Raw genomic sequence first — 24,991 nt, forward strand, 5'->3', positions numbered from 1 at the left:
GAGATCAAGTACCGGTGGCTGCCGCTAACCGCCTATGGATCCTTTAACAGGCTCTGTGAAGCGGTCAACAAAGTGTGCAGGGGCTACGGTCACGAATATTCGATTACTTTTGGTTAATCACTTAGCATAGCGTAATTGCTGGACTATTTTTTTGGCGTTGGTTGGGAAAATTAAGACAGTCAACGGTAATTTTTTGTAAGCTAACGGTGAAATAGCTAAGGTCTAAGTCTTCGTCACACTTCAATAATCATTAAAAATAACCCTCAATGACACCAATTCGTCAGATAGCCGGGCTATGATGGTTTAATACAAACGACTGAACCAGGCCAATACGCAAGCATGACAAGTACCCAGGAACGGCTAAAGGCTGCAATGTAAGCCATATTGTGGCTTACATTAATGAGTTAGGAGAGAGCAAAATGCAGGTCATCAAGGTGAAGGACAACTCGAAAGACCTGATCTTATCAACCGAGTTACCGCCATTTTTAACAGCAGATTTACTCCAGTGCCCAAACCTACCGACGCTGCCTTCTGTGGCTATCAATGTTTTAAAAATAGCCCGTTCTGACCAACCTTCAGTGAACGACTACGCCAATGCCATTGAGCGCGACCCGGCGCTAACCTTGCGTATCATCACGCTTGCCAACAGCGCTTTTTTCTCACGTAGCCATACCAAAGTTCACGCCTGCCAAGAAGCGACCGCACGCCTGGGGCTAGAGACAACCATGGCAGCAGTCATGAGCTTTAGCCTGCTTCATAATAGAGCCGTTGATGGTCACGTTCAGCGGGTCTGGATGCGCTCGATCATTGCCTCTTTAGCAGCCCGTCAGCTGGCCATTCACCTGTGCCCAAGCATGGCGGGGCCAGTCTTCACCGCCGCCTTGCTTCAGGACATTGGTATGTTGGCCCTTCGGGCCACTTATCCAAAAGAAACCGAGGGCTTATACAATGAAGGCTTGTTAACCCACCGCCAATTAGCAGAATCAGAACAACGCTTCTTTGGCTGCGACCACTCCCAGGTCGGCGCCTGGCTTGCCGCAAAGTGGGGAGTACCGACGTCGCTTGCTCAGCATATCTGCGACAGCCACGGTGAATACGATATTTCCGCTCCCGATATGCTATGTATCCAGCTATCCGGCTCGATCGCCGATGCGTGGCTTTCACCCCACCCAGCGCAGGCGTTCGTCTCGGTGATCCGGGAGTTAGAAACCTATGAGGGCACACTTTCCCTTTCACTGCGTGATTTACTAGAAAAAATCCATCAGCAACTACCTGCGCTGGCGGATATGCTGCAAATGGCCGCTCCTCCTGTGCAGGACAATGAAACCCTGCTGGCTGAAGCCCAGCAGCTACTGTTTCAACAAACGCTACTCCTCAATGCGCGCCTTGATACGCAACAAGCCGAACTCTCCTTGCTGCGCAAACGTCAAGATGAACTAGAAGAACGCTCGCGAATAGACGCATTAACCGGCTTGGCCAACCGGGCCTGGCTGGAAGAGCAACTGCACCAACGTTTTATTTTTTGTCAGGAGCAGTCTCGAACCTTGTCCGTCGTGTTTATTGATCTTGACTACTTTAAAAAACTAAACGACCAGTACGGGCATCAAACGGGCGATCGTGTACTCGAAAAGTTTGGTCACATCCTGCAGACATTGATTCGTGACGGTGATTTAGCCGGACGCTGGGGAGGTGAAGAGTTTCTCATCATTCTGCCGGATGAAAACGCCAAGGCAGCCTACTTGTTCGCTGAAAGAATTGCCCACCGGTTAGAAAAAACCCCCATGGCCGTTGATGGACAGATACCGATCCATGTGTCGGTATCCATTGGCATCGCCTGCTTAGAAGATGGCGGGTTTAACGGCGCAGAGGAGCTTATCGACGCTGCCGATAAAAGCATGTATTTCGTTAAACGTTCAGGCCGAGGTGGCATTGCCGTGTACGGGGAACGTGAGTCCGCGGACATACCGATAAACGACTAGGTTTTACTCGAGCCCCTTATGCTGGAATTTGATCAGGTACATAAAACCTATGCAACCCCACAAGGGCCTCTTAGGGTACTCAAGGATGTCACTCTGCGCTTGGCGCCAGGCCAAAGCTTAGCGCTAATGGGTGAGTCGGGAAGCGGAAAATCCACGCTACTGCATTTAGCCGCAGGCTTAGATCTCCCCGACCAAGGCTCTATCACCCTTGCCAGCAAAAATTTAACCTCATTAACTGAACCTGCCCGCGCCCAGATACGCCGAGAGCAACTGGGCCTGGTCTTCCAGCAATTCCATTTAGTCCCCAGCCTAACGGTCATCGACAACCTGCGCTTGCAGGCCCGCTTAGCCCGTCGTGATGATGCCGCCTGGACAGCGCACCTGATGGAACGCCTTGGGCTGAATGGCCTAGAGAAGCGTTATCCAGAACAGCTATCAGGCGGTCAGCAGCAACGTTTGGCGATTGGGCGTGCCCTGGCACCGCGCCCAGCCCTACTGCTGGCGGATGAACCAACGGGGAATCTAGATGAAACGACCGCTAGCCACGTACTTGAGCTACTGTTGAGCCTGGTGCACGAAACCCAGTGCGCCCTGTTGGTTGTGACCCACAGCCCTCAAGTAGCAGCCCCGCTGGATCGCTGCCTGCGCCTGCGTCACGGCAGCCTATTAGACACAACCCCATGACCACCGTCATCGCCACGCTGCTGAGCCACTATCGTCGTCATCCTGGTCAGTTGGTGATGCTGCTGCTCGGTCTGTGGGTGGCCAGTGCGTTATGGAGCGGCATCCAAGCAATCAACGCCACCGCCCGTGACAGCTACGCCCGCGCCGATGCACTCTTCGCAACTGAGTTAGATCAGCTTGAGCGCCGCGATGGCGCCCCTTTATCGCGCGACGAATACTATGCCCTACGCCAAGCGGGCCTGCCGGTTTCGCCCATGCTAGAGGGTGAAGTCGTGACACAAGACGGCACTCGGCTCACGCTAATCGGCATCGACCCGCTGACGCTTCCCAACGAAAACGCGCTAGGTCAAGCGGGCTCATCAGCCTCATTAACCGCCTTTATCACACCACCTTGGCAAACCCGTGTGGCCCCTGACGCCCTGACAGCCTTCGGGTTAGAACGCGACAGTGCCTCAGGAGCCAGGCCGACACTGGCGGAGGGAGGCGAGCTACCGCCGTTGACTCTCTCCCCAGCGCTTCCGCCCAGTACGCTAATGATGGATATCGCCGCCGCTGCGCGAATACTCGCCAGCGACGAGACCATTACGCGTTTAGTGGCCGCCCCAGGCGCACTCACCACAGCGCCGCCCGATTACACGCTTACCCGAGCGAGCAGTCTTGCCTCACCCGGTCAGTTAACCGAAAGCTTTCACTTAAACTTGACAGCCTTAGGCCTGCTCGCCTTGGTGGTGGGTCTGTTTATTGTTCAAGCCGCGCTGGGACTCGCCTTGGAGCAACGCCTGGGGATGCTGCGCACCTTACGCGTGCTGGGCGTTTCAGGCCGCACGCTGGTGGCCGCCCTTAGCCTGGAGTTACTCCTGCTAGGTGTCATCGGTGGCTTAACCGGCATTACCAGCGGGGTATGGCTAGCGCGCTGGCTGCTTCCCGATGTCGCCGCCACGCTGGGCTCGCTTTATGGTGCCGATGTCGGCCAAACGCTTAGCCTACCCTGGCAATACTGGATGGGCGGCCTAGCGGTGAGCCTTGGCGGGCTACTACTGGCGGGCAGCGGCGTGCTGTGGCGCGCTGCCCACTTAAGCGTGCTGGGTTTGGGACAAATGCAGGCGTGGCGCAGCGGCTTTCGGCGTCAATTAACGCTGATGAGTATCGCTGGCGGTCTAGCCGCGGCGGCAGGGCTTGGTCTCACCCTTTGGTTAGCCCAACAGCCCACCGGCGACGGCCTAATAGCAGGCTTCGGCGTAGTGGCCGCGCTGCTACTGGCAAGCGCCCTGTGGCTGCCCCCTTTAATGGCCCTTACGCTCAAGGGGCTGACGCACCTTGCCCGGCGACACCCGCTGACACAGTGGGCGCTGGCGGATATGCAGCTGCAACTGCCGCGGCTCTCGCTAGCCATGATGGCACTACTGGTAGCGCTGGCGACAAACCTTGGCGTAGGCAGCATGGTGGGTGGTTTTCGCGTGACTTTTTTAGACTGGCTTGACCAGCGCCTGGTCGCCCCGCTTTACGTAAATGCCCCAGCAGATCAATACGATGAGATTGATACGTGGCTGGCTGATCGCCCTGAGGTGTCCGAACGGCTGCTCACCCGTCGCAGCGAAACGACGCTACTCGAAATCGACTCATCCGACGAAAACCGATCACTCAGTCTTGCCATTGACCTTTACGGCATTACCCCCGGTGAATCGCTAACCCCCCACTGGCCGCTACTGGACACCTTAGGCGACCGGCCAGCCGCGTGGGCGGCGTTTGACAACGGCGCGGTTTTTGTAAACGAGCAGCTCGCCACGGCGGAGAACCTCGCCCCCGGCGACCGCCTCACCCTTCGCGCCCCGAACGGCAATGAGACATTGACCATCGCCGCCGTTTATCCTGACTACGGCAACCCCAGCGGCCAGGTGTTAATGACATCGCAGCAGCTGGCCGCCCGGTTTGAGGCGCCGCCAAGCTCAATGGGGCTGGTATTGCATGAAAACGCCAATGTGGAGGCTTTGCGTAACGCTCTTACCGCCCGCTTTGGGTTAAGCAGCGACGCCATTAGCGACCAGCGAGAGATTAAGCGTATCGCCACCGAGATTTTTGAGCGCACCTTTACCATCACCCGAGCCCTCAATGTGCTCACCTTAGCCGTAGCGTCTCTAGCACTGCTAGCCTCCCTGTTGGCCCAAGCGCGCAGTCGTCGCCAACAGCTCGCGCCGCTTTGGGCGCTGGGCGTGCCCCGGGCACAGCTGGCCCGGTTGAACCTGGCACAGTTAGGGGGCGCGGCACTGGCAACCGGGTTGCTGGCCATCCCGCTCGGCATCGCGATTACCTGGGGCTTGGTCGCGGTCATTAACGTCGCCGCTTTCGGCTGGCGGCTGCCACTGCATTTATTCCCTGGTGAAATGGCGATGACCCTCGCCACCGCAGTCGCCGTGGCACTGCTGGCGGCGGCACTCCCAGCGCTGCGTTTCTGGCGCGCCTCGCCGCGTGCCCTACTGGCCGAGGAGACACACCAATGACAGCGCGGTTGATGAAGCTAGTCATTATGTCACTGCTCCTGGCACTCGCGACCCTCAGCGGCTGTGGCAGCGATGAGCGTGCAGAGCAAACCGCAGGCTTTGCGGGCTTGGGCCAGGACGCCGACGGTTTTCAACACGCAGACCCCAGTCAGGCGCTAACGTTTCCAGAAGACTTTCCACAAGCGCACGCCGCCCACCCGGATTACCGCATCGAATGGTGGTATCTCACTGCTAATCTGGAAGACATGTCCGGCAAACCGCTGGGGTTGCAATGGACGCTGTTTCGCCAGGCGCTGATGCCACCCAACGAACGCCCCGAGCCCACGCCCTGGGCAGCCGATCAGCTCTGGATGGCGCACATGGCCATTTCTCAAGGCGAGCAACACAACGTCGCCGAGCGTTTTGGGCGCAGCCACTCTCAAGCGCCCTTGTCTCAACCGCACGATGCCCAAGCCGGTGTCGTCGCCGCGCCTTTCCACGCTTGGTTAGACGACTGGCAGCTTAAAGCCAATGAAGAAGCCGATGAGGGGGCTTTCTCGCCGCTAACGCTCACCGCTTACAGCGGCGAAGGCGCATCGCGCTTTGGCTATACGTTGGAACTGACCGCCGAGGGGCCGCTGGTATTGCATGGCAAACGGGGGTTCAGCCAAAAAGCCGCCAATGGCCAGGGTTCTATGTATTACAGTCAGCCCTTCTGGCAGATAAACGGCGAAGTCACCATTAGCGGCGAGACAAAAACCGTTAGCGGGCGCGGCTGGTTGGATCGCGAATGGAGCAGCCAGCTGCTCGATGCCCGTCAATCCGGCTGGGACTGGTTCTCGATTCACCTTGATAACGGCTACAAGCTGATGGCGTTTCAGCTACGCGGAGGTGGTGACTCAGCTCAAAGTGCCGACTATCGTTCGGGCACCTGGATGACTCCCCAAGGCGACGCTACGCCCTTAGCGTCAGACGACATTACGCTGACGCCGCTGGCAACATCGGCTGTCGCCGGTCGCAATGTGCCCACACGCTGGCGGCTGGAAATACCGTCAGTAGAGATCGATATCAACATCAAGGCGCCCCACGCCAACCGCTGGATGACCACCAGCGTGCCCTACTGGGAGGGCGAAGTGGTGGTCAACGACCGCGCCAGCGGCGAACCACTTGGCGAAGGCTACCTGGAAATGACCGGGTATTGAGTAGCCAATATCAAAAACAACTTATTACGTATACCAAATGTCGCTTTTCGACAACTATTGTCTGCTCAGCGCGACACACTAGTCAGCGAATAAACGGCTGATTAGAGAGCGCGCCATGAATCGCAATGTCATTCTCACCTGTGCTGTTACCGGCGCAGGTGATACCACCACCAAAAATCCCAATGTTCCCGTGACGCCCAAGGCCATTGCTGCTGCCTGTATTGAAGCGGCTCGCGCGGGGGCGAGCATCGCCCATATTCACGTTCGCGACCCGGAGACCGGCGGCATTAGCCATTCTACGGAACAGTTCCGCGAGGTGATGGAGCGCGTCCGGGAAGCGGATGTGGATATCGTCATGAACATCACTGCTGGCGGCGGCGGCGACTGGATACCTGATGCTACCGACCCCACCCGTGGCGGCCCAGGCACCGATATCCAAACACCTGCCGAGCGTCACGCCCCGGTCGGCGAGCTACTCCCCGAGTTGTGCACGCTGGACTGCGGCAGCCTCAATTTTGGCGATATGGTGTATGTGAACCCCGCCGAATGGCTGCGCGAACACGCCCGCCTTGTCCAAGCCGCCGGCGTTAAGCCGGAGCTGGAGTGCTTTGATCTGGGCCACGTCTGGTTTGCCCGCCAGCTTCAGAAAGAGGGCTTGATCGATGGCGACCCGCTCTATCAGCTCTGCCTGGGCATCCCCTGGGGCGCCGAAGCGGACACCGAAACCATGCTGGCCATGCGTAACAAATTACCTGCCAACGCTAACTGGGCCGCTTTCGGCATTGGCCGCCACCAAATGCCCATGGTCGCCCAAGCGGTGCTACTCGGCGGACACGCTCGGGTCGGGCTGGAAGACAACCTGTTTTTAGAGAAAGGCGTGTTGGCGAACAACGGCCAGTTGGTCGAGAAAGCCTCAACCATTATCGAAAATCTCGGCGCCCGAGTAATGACGCCTGCAGAAACCCGCGCTCATCTTCACCTACGCGATCCGGCAGGAGGTGACGCATGAGCCGCTTAGCCGTTATTGGTACCGGCGTAATCGGCAATGGTTGGATTGCCCGCGCCCTCGCCCAGGGTTGGAGCGTTGTAGCCTTTGACCCAGACCCCAACGCCCCAGCGCGCACCCAGTCGTTTATCGACAACGCCTGGCTTTCGTTAACCCAGCTCGGCCTGGCGCCCAACGCTAGCCCTGAACGGCTAACGTTTGTAGCAACGATTGAAGAAGCCGTGAACGGCGCTGATCTGATTCAGGAAAACGTCCCTGAGCGCCTTGAGCTAAAACAAGAGATCCTAGCCGCAATTGACGCCGCTGCCGCACCAGACGTCATCATTGGTTCGTCCACCTCTGGCTTTAAGCCCACTGATCTGCAGCAGCAGTGCCAAAAAGCGCCAAGTCGGGTGATCGTTGCCCACCCCTTCAACCCAGTCTATTTACTACCGCTGGTGGAGCTTGTTGGCGGCGAAGCTACTCAGCCCGCACAGATTGCCAGCGTCCAGGAACTCTATCAGTCGCTCGCCATGCGCCCGCTGGTAGTTCGCCGGGAAATTGAGGGCCATATCGCCGACCGTTTGATGGAAGCGCTGTGGCGGGAAGCGTTGCATCTGGTCAACGATGGCGTGGCCACCACTGAAGAGATCGACGCCGCCGTGGTTTACGGCTGTGGACTCCGCTGGCCGTTGATGGGCACGTTCTTAACCTTCCACTTAGCCGGTGGCGAGCCAGGCATGCGCCATATGCTGGAGCAGTTCGGGCCAGCACTGAAACTGCCCTGGACCAAGCTGGAAGCCCCTGAACTTACCGACGAACTGATCGACAAAGTGGTAGAGGGCTGTGAACACCAGGCCGCAGGCCGCTCAGTTGCGGCCCTTGATCGGCGCCGCGATGACTTCCTGGTGGAACTGCTTGAGGTGGTCCATAAATACTGGCCAGAAGCCGAAGGCTTAAAGGGGCGCATCTAATGATCATCCATGAAACCCACGTGGCTCCCGAGTGGGTTGACTACAACGGGCACATGAACGACGCGGAGTACGCCCGCGTGTTTTCGCAGGCCTGTGAAGCGCTCATTGATCAGATAGGGCTGGATGAAGCAGGCCGCGAGCACTACGGTTACACGGTCTATACACTGGAAACCCATCTTTGCTATCGGCGAGAGGCGCATCAGGGGCAACTGCTGAACGTGGACATGACACTGCTTGATAGCGATGCGAAACGACTGCACGTGTTTTTCGCCATGTTTGACGATGAAAGTAATCTGCTGGCCACTAGCGAGCAGATGCTGATGGGTATGAAGCAAGCCTCAGGTCGGCCAAGCCCATTTCCGCTGCTGGTAGCCAGCCACGTAGCAGAGCTCCCCCAGGCAAATAAGGATGCCTGGCCGGAGCTTGTCGGCCGCACTATCGGCATACGGCGCTGAACCATGCATATTGACGCTTTCATTCAACGCTTTAGCGCTGGGCTCGCCGTACTGGAAACGCTGCCGCTGGCTCAGGGGCGGCGCGCCTACGACAAGCTTTGCCGAACCTCCGCTCCGCCTGACCCGACCGGTATGCGGATCGAAGATAGCGTTATACAGGGCATCAGCGTGCGGCGTTTCATTCCTCAGCAGCGCATGTTTGGCAGCGTGCTGTTCATCCATGGGGGTGGTTTTACCATCGGCTCGGCAGATAGCCATCACGGCACCGCTGCCAGCCTTGCCCAAGCGCTTGAGCATGAGGTGGTAAGCGTCAACTATCGACTGGCACCCGAGGTCAATTACCCCACCATGCTGGCAGACTGCCGCACGGTGGCAGATGTCATTCAGCCGAGCGCACTGGTGGGAGACAGCGCTGGCGGGAGACTTGTCATCGACATTGCCCATCAGCTTAAAGAGGCGCCACCATTGGGTTTAATCTACCCAACGGTAGGCGAGCTTTCATCAGCATGCCTGGGGGAGGATGCGCCGCTACTCTCGCGCCATGATGTGCTGAGCATACGGCAGCAGTGCCCGGAGATTATTGCCGCCCAGCGGGATCTCCGCCCTCCTTCAACGCGCATCGAAATGCTCACCGTAGAGCGGGATCCTTTAACGCGGCCAAACGAAACCGCGTTGGCTATCTGGCGCGAGGCAGGCGCCTCGGTGGGCTATCACTGCGCGCCACAGATGGTACACGGCGCCCTCCACGCTCAGTCGCAACTACCCGACATGGGCGCCGCATGGCAGAACTTTTGCCGCATGCTAAAACAGCGCCTTAATTAATAAGGCGCTGTTCAGCGGCTAAGCATTCGTTAAGAGCGGATCAGCTTCTAAGCGTCATACTATTAAGAGTCGAGCGATTAAGAATCAAACTGAGCCCGCACCTGCTCAATGGCGGACTCGCCATCGCGAGTTTCAACGCCGTCCAGCCATTCGGCGACGGTATCTAGGTTGTTGCCAATCCACTCGTGCGCCACTTCATCCACGGGGCGCTCTTCGTAGCTGTACTCGTGCACCCATTCGTTCTGATCTTCAATATCGATCACGTATTGCGACAAGAAGCGATGAACCTGGGGTGCCTCGTCAGCTAGGCTTGCCGGCGTAATGGTCCATACAGTGCTTTCAATTGATGCCACGCCCGCCCCATCGCTATCGGCTAAATAGGCCAAATCGAAGCTCACGTTCATCCAATGCGGCTCCCAGCCGACAAACGTTACCCACTCTTCGTCAGCCATTTTTTGCTCGGCCTGAGCCAGCATGGCCGAGGTCGAGCTTTCGCGCAGCTCCCAATCTCCCAGGCCCGCCAAGTCATTATCGATAGCGTTGAGAATCGCCTCATTAATCCCGGTGCCCGCCTCGATCCCCTGAATTTCCCCATCGAAACGATCACGATGCTCCGCTAACTCAGCGACCGTGGTCACACCGGCATCGTAAACATACTGGGGGACCACTAACCCAGAATTGGCACCGCTGATATTGGAAACCACTTTCTCGACTTTTCCGTCGGCCACTAGCGGCTCGACCATATCCGTCTGTACCGGGTACCAGCCGCCTAAATAGATTTCCAGGTCGTTACTCGACAGGCCTTCCAGGATAACGCTAACGGCCAAAGCTTGCTGGCGCGTCTCATAACCCATCACCTCAAGTAACTGGGCCGCCACTTCTGATTTCACCGTTACCCCGGGCCACGGCGGCACCCCAAAGCGCAGTTCATCCAGCTCCGCCATAGCGGGCGTGGCAGCAAACGCAGAGAGTAAGAAACCGGCTTTTAACGACAACGACTTGGTAGTAGTAGACATCTGGCCAACACCTCTTGTTAATTGGGTACAGCCAGTATGCGCGGCTGCCTAGCGACGAATAGCCACCAGGCGACGCTTACTCAACGTTTAACGACTCAAAACTCACTCTATGCCTCTTTTCCGCCGCTTAAGCGTACCTGCCGCGGCGAGAGCCCATAATGGGCGCGGAATGCACGCGCAAAGCTGGACGAGGAACTAAACCCGCAGGCCAACCCGACTGCCAATACGGTTAAATCGGTCTCAGCCAACAGCCGCCGGGCGCGCTTCGTTCGCAACTGCAAATACCACTGGCGCGGTGTGGCCTTCAGTTCCTGTTCAAATAAACGCTGCAACTGCCGAACCGATACCTCCACACGGCTTGCCACCTCTTCTAGCATGAGCGGCTCTTCAAGGTATTGTTCCATCAGTGCCACCGCCTCCACCACACGCCGGTTATGGGTACCCAACCGCTTTACCAGCGCCATGCGCTGCTGGTCGCTACGAGTGCGAATACGGTCGTGAATAAGTTGCTCGGAAACCTCAATGGCCAATTTTGCGCCATGCCGCCGGGCAATGACTTCCAGCGTCATATCCATCGCCGCTGCACCACCCGCGCAGGAAAAGCGCCGCTCGCCCAACTCGTAAAGCTCATCAGTGGTATCAATCCCCGGAAAGCGCTCACGGAAGGCGGGCAGGCTCTCCCAATGCAGAGCCACCCGCTCATGCTTTAACAACCCGGTGGCGGCGAGCAAAAAAGCCCCGGTATCAATCCCGCCCAAGCAGCAGCCCGCCTGGTCCAACTGGTGAAGCCACGCCATTAATGGCCGGGTGAGATGCGCCTCGGGAGTAAAGCCGCTGCATACCGCCAAAGACGGCAAATGATGCACCTCGCGGGTAGCTTGATCGGCCATCAGCGTCATGCCGTTAGATGCAGTGACCGGCCCGCCGTCAGCACTGATCAAGGTCCAGTCAAAGAGCGGGCGGTTGGCAATGCGGTTAGCGATACGCAGCGGCTCGACGGCGGCAAAAAACGCCATCATGGAAAACTGCGGTAATAATAAAAACCCGACCATTTCAGGCAAGGGCCCCTGATAACTAATACGCATGGCACTGCCTACTGTCATTTAAAGTATGTAAGTATCAGGTAAGCCCAAGCAGCGCTTCAGCCAACTTAACATCGTCATAACGATGGCTGTCAGCGCTTACCGGCGCAAGATCGACATCGATCACTTGAATACACATTTCATTTCTTATCGTCTCGATCTGTTGAGCCGAAACAGAAAGCAGTTGCGAATCAAACAGCAGAAAATCGATTGAAGATCGCGTTTGCAGAGAGCTTGAAAGGTGCTCATTGAGCACGCGAACCTGATCCACCAAGGTCATGCCGAGGGTTTCAAGATCAGTGCCCAAACTTGGCACATACACCTTGGGTGACGGGTTTTTAGCCAATGCCTGATCAACGCCCTTGGGCAGCAGGTTGGCGATAATGCTGCTATAAAAACTGCCCGGCGGGAACACCACCAGTTCTGCCGAATTGATGAGCGTGCGGGTCTCTTTGCAGACCTTGGAGGCATCCAGCGTATCGATATCGTCCGCCTCACCGGATAACTTTATCGCTTTGATAGGCGAATCGATTTCGGCCGTCTCTTTGCCGGTAAAACGGTGCTGGCCATTAATTGTCCGGCCGTTCTCCAGCAATACCGCCAGCTGAAGGTCTGCGTCCGTTGTTGTCCGGACGGTGCCGCGTGTTTTGATCAGTTGCCCAAATAAAAAGGCGATCGGGTCCAAAGAGCGATCATGAATAAGATAGCCGCCCGTTAAGATGAGGTTCCCGACACTGGCACCATTGAGGTTAAAATCCTTCGGCATGTGTTGATAAAAGACCGCGATATAACTCTGAATCAGTGACCTCATGGGCTCAGCAATCGCCTTGAGTAACGGGTGCTTCGCGCTCACCAGCGCCTTCAGGCGCTGCGTCAGCATTGCCGTTTCTTCGCCTTTTTTGCGCCCCTGAGCCACTAACCGATGGGAAAAAAGCGCCGCCACTTCAGGGTGCCCGGTGACCGAATCATCAGCCAGTGCCAGCAAGCGTGCTCTGAGGTCGCCAACGGCAGGCATCGAAAAGGCGCGCCGCAACTCTGCCGAACTACCACCGGAATCAAAAGGCGTGACAAGATGAATTGAATTATGGGTATAGTTCGTTAATACCTCAGCAAAACGTCTCAGCGCCGTACCGCCACTGAAGAAGAGTATTTTTGGCCCTAGCTCGGGGGCTTTGCGGTATCTGGCCAGGCGTAGATTGTTGCCCTTGGCAAGCTCGCGAGGCATACTAATACAGCGGTCATTAAAACGCTTTTTATTCATGCAACTCTTTGAACTGTAAGAAAAATGTAACGCAAAGAGGGCGCTGTTACTTATGCTCAAGTACTTATTACTCAAGAGCCATCCGTGCAGTGACCACTTCATCGCCCTTTTTGACGGTGAGGCAATTTATCAACGCATCCATTTTGGAGCACTTTTATTTTCTACGATTCGAAGTTGAAAATCACTTCGCATTAGTTGAAGTTTATGTGACTCAGCCAACTGAAACGACAGCTCAACGCCTGATCAATCGCAAAGGCTATAGAAGCACGTTATTGGAGAAAGTTGAACTTGCCGTCGCGGTGGATGCCCCCTACCCGCTAGCGATGAAGGCGACAAGCAGGAAATAGAGGTGAAAATTAAATGGCGCACCAAAGAAAAACAGCTTTCCGATACGCCACCCAACATTAAAACAAACACCAGCAAGCGCTAGAACCTAGTCATTAACGATAGCGCCTATAAAAATATAGCATTTGCTGATGTCGAAAATGGTAGCTAGGCTGTAGGTAGTCGTCTTTGCTGTATAAGCATTGTCGATGGCTATTTTAATAACCTATTCATAAGGAGAGTGAAGCTATGTCCAGCCCTGAACATAAGCAAAAGATCTGGAAGATGATCAAAGATATCAAGGTGGGCATGCTCGTCACGCTGGACAATGACGTGCCTCGCGCCCGGCCAATGCACTTAGTTCAAGATGAGTATGACGGCACACTGTGGTTCTTCACTCGCCGTAGTGCCGAGAAAGTGTTTGAAACCGAGGATGATCACGACGTTTGTATCAGCTTCTCTGATCAAGAAGACGGCGTATACGTCTCGCTATCGGGTAAGGCCAACCTATCCGATAACCGTGAACTGATCGACAAATACTGGAACCCGTTCATCGCGGCTTGGTTCCCCGAAGGTAAAGATGATCCGGACGTGGCCTTGTTGGAAGTTAAGGTGCAAATGGGTGAGCACTGGAAAGCCAAAGAGAGCAAAGCATTCCAACTCTACGAAATTGCCAAAGCCAATATCAAAAAAGACACGACCCCGAATATGGGCGAAAATGAGAAGTTTGGCGGATAGCCTTACTCCAAAGCGCCCTCTCGCCTGGGCGCTTGCCAACTTAATGCTCATCATGCTGATGGGGACGGCAAGCGCTTGGGCCAATGGTGTGTCAGAAAGTGATAAGGCTACTCGCCAAGGCGAATGTGAACTTAACGATCAGCAACAGGCAATGCTGTCACAGGTCAATGAGGCGCGTAGCCAAGCACGGCACTGTGGCGACCAACGCTTTGAGGCCGTACAGTCGTTAGTTTGGAGCTGCAAGCTTGAAGCGGCTGCCGAATCACACTCTCAGGATATGGCCAAAAACGACTACTTTAGCCATGCCGGTCCCGATGGCGCAGGAATTGAGCAACGCGTTAGTCATCAGGATTACGTGTGGCAAGCCGTGGGTGAGAATATCGCCGCAGGCCACACCTCTGTTTCAGCCGTGGTGGAAGGCTGGCTAGAAAGCCCCAACCACTGTCGCAACATCATGAATGACGCCTTTACCGAAATGGGTATGGCGAAAGCCAAGGATTCGGAGTCGCGCTATTCAACGTACTGGACACAAACGCTCGGGAATCCTCGCTAAACGCCCTTGAGTCGATGGCAGGTCACTCCCCCTATAATTCACCCTGCCTTAGCCACCCTCTCCTAGTCATCCTCCCTTATGTCAGCATAGTTGACGGCCGTAATCGCATTTTTAGGCGAGCCATCAACCAGCTTGGTGCTGTAGGTCAAATACACAAAGGTCTGGGTTTCGGCGTCATGCATACGAACGACGCGCATATTTTTGAAAAGCGCCGAGCGGCGTTGACTAAAAATCACCTCTTGCTCCTCGACTTCAGCAGGGTCGAAGACAACCTCACCTGTCTGCCTACAGGCCACGCTCGCCTCACTGGCCTCCTCAGCCAGCCCCACCGCACCAGAAATACCGCCCAATCTGTGAGTAGGAGAGATAACAGGAGACGCCTTGAACCTTCGGGTCATCGAAGCGCTCTACTTCAATGGTGCTGTTCGGGCCAAGCAGTTTGAACTCGGTACGCACGCTGCCAATATGAGCATCTTGAGCCAACAGCGTGGGCGGCAACAGCGCCAACATAACGATGAGCGACGTGAGAGCAATGCGTTTAGGCAAAAACATGGGGTGCTTCCTTGGCAATAGTCAGCTGCGTGGCGGGCAAGAGGAGAGGATACCTGATGTGTACAAACTTAGGGGAACTGTAGGGAAGCCGAAAATTAAATTAAGATGAAAAAAGCCCCGCACTTTGGCGGGGCATTGAATATACGCCAGTTCGTTCACTGTTAAGATGACGATCCTATTGATTATATTGCGGGCAGCCCCCTTCAGCTGAGTTAAAGCACCATGGCAGCGACCCAGCCGAACACAATCAGCGGAATGTTGTAGTGCAGGAAGGTAGGCACCACGCTATCCCAGATATGGTCATGCTGCCCATCGGCGTTGAGGCCTGCGGTGGGGCCTAGGGTGGAGTCTGAAGCGGGTGAGCCAGCGTCGCCCAGGGCGGCGGCCGTGCCTACCAACGCCACTGTCGCCATAGGTGAAAAACCAAAGCTCAGTGCCAAAGGCACATAGAGCGAGGCAATAATGGGAATGGTCGAAAACGAAGAGCCAATGCCCATGGTGATAAAGAGACCGACCAGCAGCATAATCAATGCGGCCAGCCCTTTATTATCACCGATTAGCTCGGCAGAACTTGTCACTAGCCCTTCCACCTCGCCACTGGCCTGCATCACACTGGCAAAACCTGCCGCTGAAATCATGATAAAGCCGACCAGGGCCATCATGCGCATCCCCTCGGTAAAGATACCGTCCTGCTCATGCCAGCGGAAAACGCCGCTCATGGAAAGCAAGGCAAACCCAAAGATACCGCCAAGTACCATAGAGCCCGTCATCAGTTGCACGGTGACCGTACCTACCAGGGAAATAACCAACATGGCCTTCTGCCACCCGGCAAGAGAAAGCGCAGCCTCCTGGGGCGATTTATCACCATGGGCCAGCTCACGGTCTTGGTAGTCACGCCCCTTGCGATAACTCCAAAACACCGCCACCGCTAACCCTAATGCCATTCCCCCAATGGGTATTGCCATCGCCAGTGGCACCATTTGCCGGGTCACTTCCAATCCCAGCGCCGCGCCGCTTTCGTTGAGGTTCGCAAGCAGTATGTCATTCAGAAATATCGCCCCAAACCCCACGGGCAATAACATATACGGCGCCGTGATACCGAAGGTAATCACACAAGCCACCAGTCGCCGGTCAAGCTTCAGATGATTCATCAGCTTTAGCAGCGGCGGCACCAGCACTGGAATAAAAGCAATATGGACAGGAATCAGGTTCTGCGAGCTGACCGCTGCAGCTAACAGCGCCGCCAGCAGTGTATAGGTAACCGTGCGGCGGCTACCGCCAGACTCATCTAGCTGAAAGCGCCTTATGGCCCGGCTGGCCAGCAGCTCGGTGATACCAGAACGGGATAAAGCGACGGCAAAGGCCCCTAACACCGCATAAGAGAGCGCGATGGTGGCGCCATTACCCAGCCCCTCGTTAAAGGCGTCAAGGATCTCTCCAATAGGCATGCCCGCATATAACCCACCTACCAGGGTGGCGACGATAAGGGCAAACACAACTGAAACGCGCGCAAGACTCAAGCCGACCATCACTAGGATAGCCAGAACGATAGCATTCATGAAAAACCTACTTTGTTGTTAGATTGTAATAATGCGCTCCCTATGGCCTAGCGCCATAGGGAAGCATGCAATGCCTTAAAACTGGCTTGGCAACGTATGCGGATGCGCCAGCGGGCTTAAGGTGCGCTCACGTATTAGTTCGCTAGCGGCTTCGATATCGGGCGCGAAGAAGCGATCCTGCTTGTAGTGGCTGACCCGCGCACGTAGTAGTTGTCTGGCTTGCTCTAGCGGCTGGGTAGTGGTCAAGCCCTGGCGCATGTCCAACCCTTGGCACGCTCCCAGCCATTCGATGGCTAAAATGCCGCACACATTCTCCGCCATTTCCCACAACCGCTTACCGGCAGCAGGCGCCATTGAGACATGGTCTTCCTGATTAGCCGAGGTAGGCAGGCTGTCGACACTATGCGGGTGCGCCAAGGCTTTATTTTCACTCGCAAGCGCCGCGGCGGTAACCTGGGCGATCATAAACCCGGAATTGACCCCGCCGTTCTCAACCAGGAATGGCGGTAGCTGCGACATGTGCTTGTCCATCATCAAAGAGACACGACGCTCGGCCAGAGAACCGATCTCGGCGATAGCTAACGCCAGGTTGTCAGCGGCCATGGCCACCGGTTCAGCATGAAAATTACCGCCGGAAATAATGTCATCCTGCTCGGCAAATACCAGCGGGTTATCAGAAACGGCGTTGATTTCCGCCGCTAGTACCTCGGCTGTCTGACGGATCTGGGTTAATACAGCGCCCATCACCTGTGGCTGGCAGCGCAACGAGTAGGGATCCTGGACTTTATCGCAGTTGGCATGGGAGTCACCTACGGCACTCTTTTCACCGAGTAGATGGCGGTAAGCAGCGGCCGCATCAATCTGGCCGCGCTGGCCACGCACTTCATGAATCCGGGCATCGAAGGGCGAACGCGATCCCAAGGTGGCTTCTACGGTTAGCGAACCACACACCGTCGCCGCTGCAAACAGGTCTTCGGCGTCGAATAGCCCCCGCAGGGCATAAGCGGTCGATACCTGCGTGCCATTAAGCAGCGCCAGGCCTTCTTTGGGTGCCAGTGTGATTGGCGCCAGGCCCGCGATTTCCAGTGCCTTTTCGGCGGAAACCCACTCACCTTTGTAGCGGGCTTTGCCCTCACCTAGCAGCACGACACTCATATGCGCCAGGGGTGCCAAATCACCGGATGCTCCCACCGATCCTTTGAGAGGAATATGCGGGTAAACCTCGGCATTGATTAGTGCCACCAGGGCATCCAATACCTCACGGCGGATGCCGGAGAAGCCCCTCGCCAAACTGTTGACTTTGAGCACCATAATCAAACGCACCAGGGCGTCGTCTATCGCCCTTCCCACGCCAGTGGCGTGAGAAAGCACCAGGGAGCTCTGTAGCGACTCAAGGTCTTCGTTGGCAATGCGGGTCTGGGCCAATAAGCCGAAACCAGTATTTATGCCATAAACTGTACGGTTTTCACTGACGACCCGATTCACGCAATCGACGCTTCGCTGGATATCCGCATTGGCGCTTTCCGGTAACGTGACAGGCACATGCGCTTCGTGGATCTGGCGGGCTTGGGCAAGGGTCATTTTGCCGGGCTGAATTTCGAGATGTTTCATTTGTTCGCCTTTAAAGACAGGAAGGTGGTCATCCCACCTTCTCAACTGTTGTATTTGTGCGGGCTTTATTGATTGAGCATCGGCAAATCAAGACCGTTTTCATGGGCGCACTGTTTGGCAATGTCATAGCCAGCATCGCCATGGCGCATCACGCCGGTACCCGGGTCGTTGCGAAGCACACGGCCTAAGCGGGCGTGGGCATCATCGCTGCCGTCACATACGATCACCACGCCAGAATGCTGGGAATAACCCATGCCTACCCCGCCGCCATGATGTAATGACACCCATGTGGCGCCGCCTGCGGTATTTAACAGCGCGTTGAGCAGTGGCCAGTCGGAAACGGCGTCAGAACCATCCATCATCGCCTCGGTTTCCCGGTTGGGGCTGGCAACGGATCCCGAATCGAGGTGATCCCGACCAATAACGATCGGCGCTTTTAGCTCGCCACTCTTGACCATTTCGTTGAAGGCTTGCCCCAAGCGGGCACGGTCTTTAAGCCCCACCCAGCAAATACGTGCCGGCAGCCCCTGGAAGCTAATGCGCTCGCGCGCCATGTCGAGCCAGTTATGCAGGTGCGGGTCATCGGGGATGAGCTCTTTGACCTTCTGGTCGGTCTTATAAATGTCCTCTGGATCCCCAGAGAGCGCCACCCAGCGGAAGGGGCCGATGCCCTGGCAAAAGAGCGGACGAATATAGGCGGGCACAAAGCCTGGAAAATCAAAGGCGTTGGCAACCCCCTCCTCCATTGCCATCTGCCGAATGTTATTCCCGTAATCAAACGTGGGCACGCCCATCTTCTGGAAGTCGAGCATCGCTTGCACATGCACCGCCATCGATTGCTTGGCCACCTTCACGGTGGTTTCAGGCTCCGATTTGCCGCGCGCCACGTACTCTTCCCATGTCCAGCCAGAAGGCAGGTAGCCATGTAACGGGTCGTGGGCGCTGGTCTGATCCGTGACCATATCCGGCTTGATGCCGCGCTTAACCAGTTCTGGCAGCACATCAGCGGCGTTACCGCACAGGCCGATAGAAATAGCCTTGCCTTCGGCGGTATAGCGCTCAATACGCGCCAGGGCGTCATCCAGGTTGTCAGCCTGCTCATCCAGGTAGCGAGTCCGTAAGCGGAAGTCGAGGCTCGCCTGCCGACACTCAATATTCAGCGAACAGGCACCGGCCAACGTCGCCGCCAACGGCTGAGCACCGCCCATGCCACCAAGCCCGGCGGTCAGAATCCATCGCCCCTTGAGCTCACCGTCGTAGTGCTGACGACCCGCCTCCACAAAGGTTTCATAGGTGCCCTGCACAATGCCCTGGGAGCCAATGTAGATCCATGAACCCGCCGTCATCTGGCCGTACATCATCAGGCCTTTGCGATCCAGCTCGTTGAAGTGCTCCCAGTTAGCCCAGGCGGGTACCAGGTTGGAGTTGGCGATCAATACCCGGGGCGCATCCTTATGGGTTTCGAATACGCCGACGGGTTTGCCAGACTGCACTAGCAGCGTCTGGGTATCTTCCAAGCGCTGTAACGTTTCGACGATTTTGTCGTAGCACGCCCAGTCACGAGCAGCACGGCCGATACCGCCATATACCACTAAATCTTCCGGGCTCTCGGCCACATCCGGATGGAGATTATTCATCAACATGCGAAGCGGCGCTTCGGTCAGCCAGCTTTTACAGCTGAGTTCAGTGCCGGTCGGCGCAATGATTTTACGTGAAGCATCGTGACGTTTATCGTTGGTTGGCATGGCGTCATTCCTTGTGTTTCTGTTCATTATTAATTCAGCTAACGAAGCGCTCTGTCAGTTATCCAGGGTCAGCAAGTGCACAAGACGCGCCGCCGCTCTGGCGGTGCGGCCGTCGATATCCAGGCTGGGGTTAAGTTCTGCCAAGTCCGCCAGGCGAAGCTTGCCGCTGTCACGCACGGCTTCAACCAGCGGCTCTATCAAAGCAAGCGAAACACCGCGGGCGGCGGGCGCACTCACGCCGGGGGCTTCGGCAGCAGGCAGTACATCCAGGTCAATGGTCAGATAAAGGTGGTCGCATTTGGCGATGAAGCGCTGCACGTCTCTGACGATAGAATCCAGGCGTAGCGCATCGATCTCACGATCTTCACGAATCAATGTTCCAAGGGCGGTGGCGCGGGTAAACAAGGCGCGCGTATTAGCAGCACGGCTGACCCCCAGGCAGGCGTAGCGAAACGACCAGCCATGCTTTTGGCACTGATCGGCAATCTGGGCAAAGGGCGTACCTGAGGAGCGAATATGCGCTGGATCGCGCAAATCAAAGTGCGCGTCCAAGTTGATGATGCCGATCCGCGGCGGTGTCGCTTCCGGCCCAGACTCTTTTGAAGCTGACTCTTCTGGCAAGAAAAACTGCGCCAGACCAAGCCAACTGGCGTAGGCCACTTCATGCCCACCACCCAATACAATAGGCAGATGGCCAGCGGTTAATAATGTCGTCAAACGGTCAGCCAGCGTCTGTTGCGCTGCCTCTAACCCATCATCAACACAGCGTACATTGCCGGCATCGTAGCCAGGCGCTGTGCGATGCCAGGCCAACGGCGCCAGCGCACGGCGTAACGCATTAGGGCCTTCAGCCGCCCCGGTGCGGCCCTGGTTACGCGCAACACCTGCATCGCTTTCGAAGCCCAGCAATGCACACCCCGGCGCGGCGTTGTTGGCTAATGGCTCAATACGCTGATGCCAACGGTCACTATCGGGTTCAGGATCCGTGCGCCCCTGCCAGAGCGACATATCAATAGGCGTATCAGCGGCCATGGGTTAACTCCCCTTGATAGACGCGCTGCCGTAGGCGGCCTGGTTGCACCGCGTACGCCAGTTCAGCGGGTGTCTCAATATCCCAGATACACAGATCCGCCACCGCGCCTTCGTGAAGCTGGCCCTCGCCTTTCAACCCTAGCGCGGCAGCCCCGTTGGCGGTCATGCCTGCCAACGCTTCCTGGGGCGTCATGCGGAACAGCGTACACGCCAGGTTGAGCATTAACGTGGGCATAAATAGCGGCGAACTGCCTGGGTTGGCGTCGGTAGCAACGGCCATGGGCACGCCCGCTTCGCGCAGCCCCGCAATGGGCGGCTGCTGGGTTTCACGCAGGGTGTGGAACGCACCAGGGAGAGTGACAGCCACGCTACCCGCTTCGCGCATGGCAGCAATACCGGCGTCATCAAGATACTCAATGTGGTCAGCTGATAATGCCCCGTGGCGGGCTGCCATCGCAGCGCCACCCAAGTTTGAGAGCTGTTCGGCATGCGCTTTGATGGGTAAGCCATGGGCCTGCGCTGCTTTGAAAACCCGCTCACACTGCGCTACTGAAAAGGCGATTTTTTCACAAAAGACATCGACAGCATCGGCCAATCCTTCCGCCGCTGCGGCAGGAATCATTTCATTGCAGACCAGATCGATATAGCCGTCGCTATCGTTCTCATACTCCGGCGGCAAGGCATGGGCGCCTAACAGGGTCGTCAATACCCGCACTGGCAACGCTTCACCTAGACGCCGGGCAACTCGCAGCATCTTCAGTTCATTAGCCACGTCCAACCCATAGCCCGACTTGATCTCGACCGTCGTGACGCCCTCCTCAACCAGCGCTTTAAGACGTGGCAAAGCGGCATTGAAGAGGGCTTGTTCGCTCGCTTCCCGTGTCGCATAAACGGTACTCAGAATGCCTCCGCCACGGCGCGCAATCTCTTCATAACTGGCGCCCTCCAAACGCGCCTCGAATTCGTCCGAGCGCGCTCCGCCAAACACCAAATGCGTATGGCAATCCACTAGGCCGGGCGTCATCACGCCGCCCCGCCCCATGTCATGGCAACCATCAGCCTGTGACTCATCGAAGCCATCCATGTGTGTCATGGTGACAACACGCTCACCTTGAGTAATCACAACCATGGGCTTAGGCAATGTTTTCAGACCATCGAAGAGACTGATATCGCGCCAAATGTAGCGTTGTTTGTTATTAGCCATGGAGGTCTCCTTGGAGCAAACATAATGTATATACAATTAAGCCCATACCTGCTTCCTTCGTCAAGCCGCGAACTCAGCAAACATGCACAAGAAAATATCTTAAAAATCGCCGGAAAACAGTTAAAATATATTAATAACAATTATTTGCAATAAAAAACCATCAAAAAGAGGAGCTCACAACGCCCACCTCACTAGACTAATGTCTACTGCTAGGTGCTATGCGCAGATGCTGTATAGGGTTAGCTTATTGTATATACATAAAACAAGCCCAAGTCATCAGAACGATAACCACACAATTAGAGGCCTACCCATGCACCCCATAGACCCGCCCACCAAGCAGCGAACTAGCGCTGCCACCATCTTTAAGCTGTTTGTGCCTAGCGCACTGGGCATCCTGATCTTCTTTGTTCCCATTGAGCTAGGGGGGCGGCGCACTATCCTGCTCGATCATATGGTCACAGGACTGCGCTCGTTGATGGGTGAATACAGCGGCATCTATGCGTTAGTTATGATCGTGGCGGGCGCTGCCTACCCACTGTACAAAGGCTATTGGCGGCGAACAGTGATCGAAAGCATTTTTACCGTGCTGAAAATCATCGGTGTCGTTGTTGCCGTCATGGCGTTAACGGGTTGGGGGCCTGCGTTTCTGCACGAACCGGACATGCTGCCCTTCCTGTTCGAGAAACTGGTGATACCGGTAGGTTTAATCGTGCCGATTGGCGCTATTTTCCTGGCCCTGCTGATCAGCTATGGGTTGCTGGAGTTGATTGGTGTACTGGTTCAGCCAGTAATGCGGCCAATTTGGCGTACTCCGGGGCGCTCGGCAATCGATGCAGTTGCTTCTTTTGTGGGTAGCTACTCGATCGGACTATTGATTACCAATCGGGTTTATCAAGCGGGGCAGTATTCAGCGCGGGAAGCCGCCATCATTGCCACCGGTTTTTCCACGGTATCGGCAACGTTCATGATCATCGTGGCGCGTACGCTGGATCTTATGAGCGTTTGGAATTTGTACTTCTGGCTCACCCTGGTGATTACGTTTATCGTTACGGCTATCACGGTGCGACTGCCGCCTCTGGCAAGCATGGATGACCATAAGCGTGACGGAGAACCGGAGGCAATCGTGGGGAAACGCTTGAGCACAGCCTGGCAAGCAGGCACGGAAATTGCCGCCAACGCGCCCAGCCTTCACCGCAGCGTAGCGCTCAACCTTAAAGAAGGGTTGATAATGGCCATTAGCATCCTACCGTCGATCATGTCGGTAGGCCTGATAGGGCTTCTCATCGCCAAATACACGCCATTATTTGAATGGTTGGGATGGCTGTTTTATCCCTTTGTCGCCATTTGGGGGCTAGATGACGCCGCCGCACTGGCGCAGGCGTCTGCTTCCGGGCTAGCGGAAATGTTCCTACCGGCACTGCTGATGGCCGAGGCCGAATTCGTCGCCCGTTTCGCTGCTGGGGTGGTGTCAGTCTCCGCCGTGCTGTTCTTTTCTGCGTCGATCCCCTGCATTCTCTCTACCCGTATTCCGCTTTCGGTAGGCCGCATGCTAATCGTCTGGTTCATTCGTGTTGCCTTGAGCTTGCTACTTGCAGTGCCCGCGGGCTACTTGGTTCAGTCACTGATCAGTTGAATCCCAGTATTAACGAGATGCCACGAGGTCGAACAAACCGGCCTCGCTGGGCTCTTGTTTTGCTTCAGTTTAAGCGCTTTTTCTTTGCAGGGAGGAGCGTAATTTATAGCGGTCGCCAGGGTGGATTAGACGGGCATAACTTATCAAATGCTCTTCCGACCAGGTACGCCGCACCATGCTCAAACAAGGCGTCTGGGTATCGATACTTAGCCATTTTGCGGTTTGCTCATCCACTAGCACCGCCTCAACGATGTGTTCCATATCCGTCATGGGGCAGGCGGCGACCAGCACCTCGTTAGGCGTATGGCGTGAAAAATCGGTGTCAAGATAATCTGGCACCCAGCGGGGGTTAACGTAGCGGTTCTCAAGCTGAATCGGAATGTCGTTCTCATGGTGCACCAAAAGAGTATGAAAAACACGACTCCCAAGCCTGACGCCTAACCGCAGCGCCACTTCATCGTCTGCTTCAATCGCCTCTTGGCTGATCACTTTATTGCTGTATCGATGCCCTCGAGAAAGCACTTCTTCGGCAATGTTGTATACCTCCACCAGAGAGGACTCAACCTTACGATCGGTAACGAAGGTGCCGACCCCAGGCTGACGTACTAGGTACCCTTGCTGCACTAAATCTCTAATGGCTTTATTGGCCGTCATCCGGCTTACGCCAAAGTCTTTCGCCAGCCGCTCTTCCGTAGGTATCTGATGATTCAGCTGCCAATCACCGCACTGAATCTTATCCAACAGATGTTGACGAATCTGCTGGTAGAGAGGAGGACTAGTCATGAAATTCCTTTGCAATTAAGACCGTTTGTCTATACAGACATCTTACTAGCCTTGGTTAACAAAGCACACTACTGCCAGATCAACGTCATTTACCGGGCTGCCGGTAAGGGAAATGCTAAGTTTTAATCTCAGGCCATAGGAAAGGGAGGAAGTTGCAGGTATATACCCTTCTGACTACCAGTTAGCAGCTGGCTTTGAAAAGAATACTGGGGAATTTTAGAAAGGAAAAAAGCTATTTATTAGATTAGGGCCTGTTGACGTTTTGAGGGATAGCATTGGCAGGATAGGGGCAAACTCGCAGAATACAGGTTCCGACACCA

General features: G+C 55.9%; 21 protein-coding genes and 1 pseudogene. 12 read left to right on the plus strand and 10 right to left on the minus strand.

All coding sequences use genetic code 11. The annotated features are described in order from the left end of the window. Positions 1 to 419: 419 nt before the first annotated feature. From RZA33_RS18760 to RZA33_RS18795, 8 genes are all read left to right on the plus strand, one after another. Positions 420 to 1,979, plus strand: a complete 1,560-nt coding sequence (locus RZA33_RS18760; RefSeq protein ID WP_317509241.1) for a diguanylate cyclase — start codon at positions 420 to 422, stop codon at positions 1,977 to 1,979. 18 nt (positions 1,980 to 1,997) lie between these two features. Continuing rightward, positions 1,998 to 2,663: an ABC transporter ATP-binding protein gene (locus tag RZA33_RS18765; protein ID WP_317509242.1), complete on the plus strand. Its 666-nt coding sequence runs from the start codon at positions 1,998 to 2,000 to the stop codon at positions 2,661 to 2,663. Next, entirely contained in the window at positions 2,660 to 5,161 is a 2,502-nt protein-coding gene (locus RZA33_RS18770; protein ID WP_317509243.1) for an ABC transporter permease, read from the plus strand. Before RZA33_RS18765 ends, RZA33_RS18770 begins: the two co-directional genes overlap by 4 nt. Then, positions 5,158 to 6,342 carry a lipocalin-like domain-containing protein gene (locus tag RZA33_RS18775; RefSeq protein ID WP_317509244.1) on the plus strand — a complete coding sequence of 395 codons (1,185 nt, stop codon included), beginning with the start codon at positions 5,158 to 5,160 and terminating at the stop codon, positions 6,340 to 6,342. The genes RZA33_RS18770 and RZA33_RS18775 overlap by 4 nt, the downstream gene beginning before the upstream one ends. Positions 6,343 to 6,457: 115 nt before the next feature. After that, entirely contained in the window at positions 6,458 to 7,351 is an 894-nt protein-coding gene (locus RZA33_RS18780) for a 3-keto-5-aminohexanoate cleavage protein (protein WP_317509245.1), read from the plus strand. Next, a complete protein-coding gene (locus tag RZA33_RS18785; RefSeq protein ID WP_317509246.1) occupies positions 7,348 to 8,301 on the plus strand; it encodes an L-carnitine dehydrogenase in 954 nt (317 codons plus the stop codon). The genes RZA33_RS18780 and RZA33_RS18785 overlap by 4 nt, the downstream gene beginning before the upstream one ends. Then, positions 8,301 to 8,756 (plus strand): thioesterase family protein, encoded by a 456-nt coding sequence (locus RZA33_RS18790; protein WP_317509247.1) that lies wholly within the window; start codon positions 8,301 to 8,303, stop codon positions 8,754 to 8,756. The genes RZA33_RS18785 and RZA33_RS18790 overlap by 1 nt, the downstream gene beginning before the upstream one ends. Before the next feature lie 3 nt (positions 8,757 to 8,759). After that, complete coding sequence (locus RZA33_RS18795; protein WP_317509248.1) at positions 8,760 to 9,578, plus strand: alpha/beta hydrolase fold domain-containing protein; 819 nt, start codon at positions 8,760 to 8,762, stop codon at positions 9,576 to 9,578. Positions 9,579 to 9,655: 77 nt separating this feature from the next. Here RZA33_RS18795 and RZA33_RS18800 read toward each other — a convergent pair whose 3' ends face one another. The 3 genes from RZA33_RS18800 to RZA33_RS18810 all read right to left on the minus strand — a co-directional run bounded on the left by RZA33_RS18800 (position 9,656) and on the right by RZA33_RS18810 (position 13,039). After that, entirely contained in the window at positions 9,656 to 10,594 is a 939-nt protein-coding gene (locus RZA33_RS18800; protein WP_317509249.1) for an ABC transporter substrate-binding protein, read from the minus strand. Positions 10,595 to 10,701: 107 nt separating this feature from the next. Next, positions 10,702 to 11,679 carry a GlxA family transcriptional regulator gene (locus tag RZA33_RS18805; protein WP_317509250.1) on the minus strand — a complete coding sequence of 326 codons (978 nt, stop codon included), beginning with the start codon at positions 11,677 to 11,679 and terminating at the stop codon, positions 10,702 to 10,704. Positions 11,680 to 11,713: 34 nt separating this feature from the next. Next, positions 11,714 to 13,039, minus strand: coding sequence for a GAK system CofD-like protein (locus tag RZA33_RS18810; RefSeq protein WP_317509251.1), 1,326 nt, complete (start codon positions 13,037 to 13,039; stop codon positions 11,714 to 11,716). On the opposite strand from RZA33_RS18810, the gene RZA33_RS18815 reads away from it, so the two are divergent. From RZA33_RS18815 to RZA33_RS18825, 3 genes are all read left to right on the plus strand, one after another. Beyond that, positions 13,027 to 13,284 (plus strand): hypothetical protein, encoded by a 258-nt coding sequence (locus RZA33_RS18815; protein WP_317509252.1) that lies wholly within the window; start codon positions 13,027 to 13,029, stop codon positions 13,282 to 13,284. The two genes, RZA33_RS18810 and RZA33_RS18815, sit on opposite strands and share 13 nt — an antisense overlap. 226 nt (positions 13,285 to 13,510) lie before the next feature. Beyond that, positions 13,511 to 13,999 carry a pyridoxamine 5'-phosphate oxidase family protein gene (locus RZA33_RS18820; RefSeq protein ID WP_317509253.1) on the plus strand — a complete coding sequence of 163 codons (489 nt, stop codon included), beginning with the start codon at positions 13,511 to 13,513 and terminating at the stop codon, positions 13,997 to 13,999. Next, positions 13,980 to 14,552, plus strand: a complete 573-nt coding sequence (locus RZA33_RS18825) for a CAP domain-containing protein (RefSeq protein WP_317509254.1) — start codon at positions 13,980 to 13,982, stop codon at positions 14,550 to 14,552. Before RZA33_RS18820 ends, RZA33_RS18825 begins: the two co-directional genes overlap by 20 nt. A 62-nt stretch (positions 14,553 to 14,614) precedes the next feature. Here RZA33_RS18825 and RZA33_RS18830 read toward each other — a convergent pair. The 6 genes and pseudogenes from RZA33_RS18830 to hutI form a co-directional block, all read right to left on the minus strand. Beyond that, positions 14,615 to 15,086: pseudogene (locus RZA33_RS18830) on the minus strand (CreA family protein). A 230-nt stretch (positions 15,087 to 15,316) separates the two neighbouring features. Next, positions 15,317 to 16,663: a Na+/H+ antiporter family protein gene (locus RZA33_RS18835; protein WP_317509255.1), complete on the minus strand. Its 1,347-nt coding sequence runs from the start codon at positions 16,661 to 16,663 to the stop codon at positions 15,317 to 15,319. A gap of 75 nt (positions 16,664 to 16,738) precedes the next feature. Beyond that, positions 16,739 to 18,274: a histidine ammonia-lyase gene (gene hutH / locus RZA33_RS18840; protein WP_317509256.1), complete on the minus strand. Its 1,536-nt coding sequence runs from the start codon at positions 18,272 to 18,274 to the stop codon at positions 16,739 to 16,741. A gap of 65 nt (positions 18,275 to 18,339) precedes the next feature. Further along, positions 18,340 to 20,019, minus strand: coding sequence for a urocanate hydratase (gene hutU, locus RZA33_RS18845; protein WP_317509257.1), 1,680 nt, complete (start codon positions 20,017 to 20,019; stop codon positions 18,340 to 18,342). Between the two features lie 54 nt (positions 20,020 to 20,073). After that, positions 20,074 to 21,051 carry a formimidoylglutamase gene (gene hutG / locus RZA33_RS18850; RefSeq protein WP_317509258.1) on the minus strand — a complete coding sequence of 326 codons (978 nt, stop codon included), beginning with the start codon at positions 21,049 to 21,051 and terminating at the stop codon, positions 20,074 to 20,076. After that, entirely contained in the window at positions 21,041 to 22,255 is a 1,215-nt protein-coding gene (hutI, locus tag RZA33_RS18855) for an imidazolonepropionase (protein WP_317509259.1), read from the minus strand. The genes hutG and hutI overlap by 11 nt, the downstream gene beginning before the upstream one ends. Before the next feature lie 310 nt (positions 22,256 to 22,565). Between hutI and RZA33_RS18860 the strand changes: the two genes are divergently transcribed. Next, positions 22,566 to 23,888 (plus strand): YjiH family protein, encoded by a 1,323-nt coding sequence (locus RZA33_RS18860; protein WP_317509260.1) that lies wholly within the window; start codon positions 22,566 to 22,568, stop codon positions 23,886 to 23,888. A 69-nt stretch (positions 23,889 to 23,957) separates the two neighbouring features. Here RZA33_RS18860 and hutC read toward each other — a convergent pair whose 3' ends face one another. Then, a complete protein-coding gene (gene hutC, locus RZA33_RS18865) occupies positions 23,958 to 24,671 on the minus strand; it encodes a histidine utilization repressor (RefSeq protein WP_317509261.1) in 714 nt (237 codons plus the stop codon). Positions 24,672 to 24,991 lie beyond the last annotated feature (320 nt).

The sequence above is a fragment of the Halovibrio sp. HP20-59 genome (assembly GCF_033052795.2).
GTDB lineage: Bacteria > Pseudomonadota > Gammaproteobacteria > Pseudomonadales > Halomonadaceae > Vreelandella.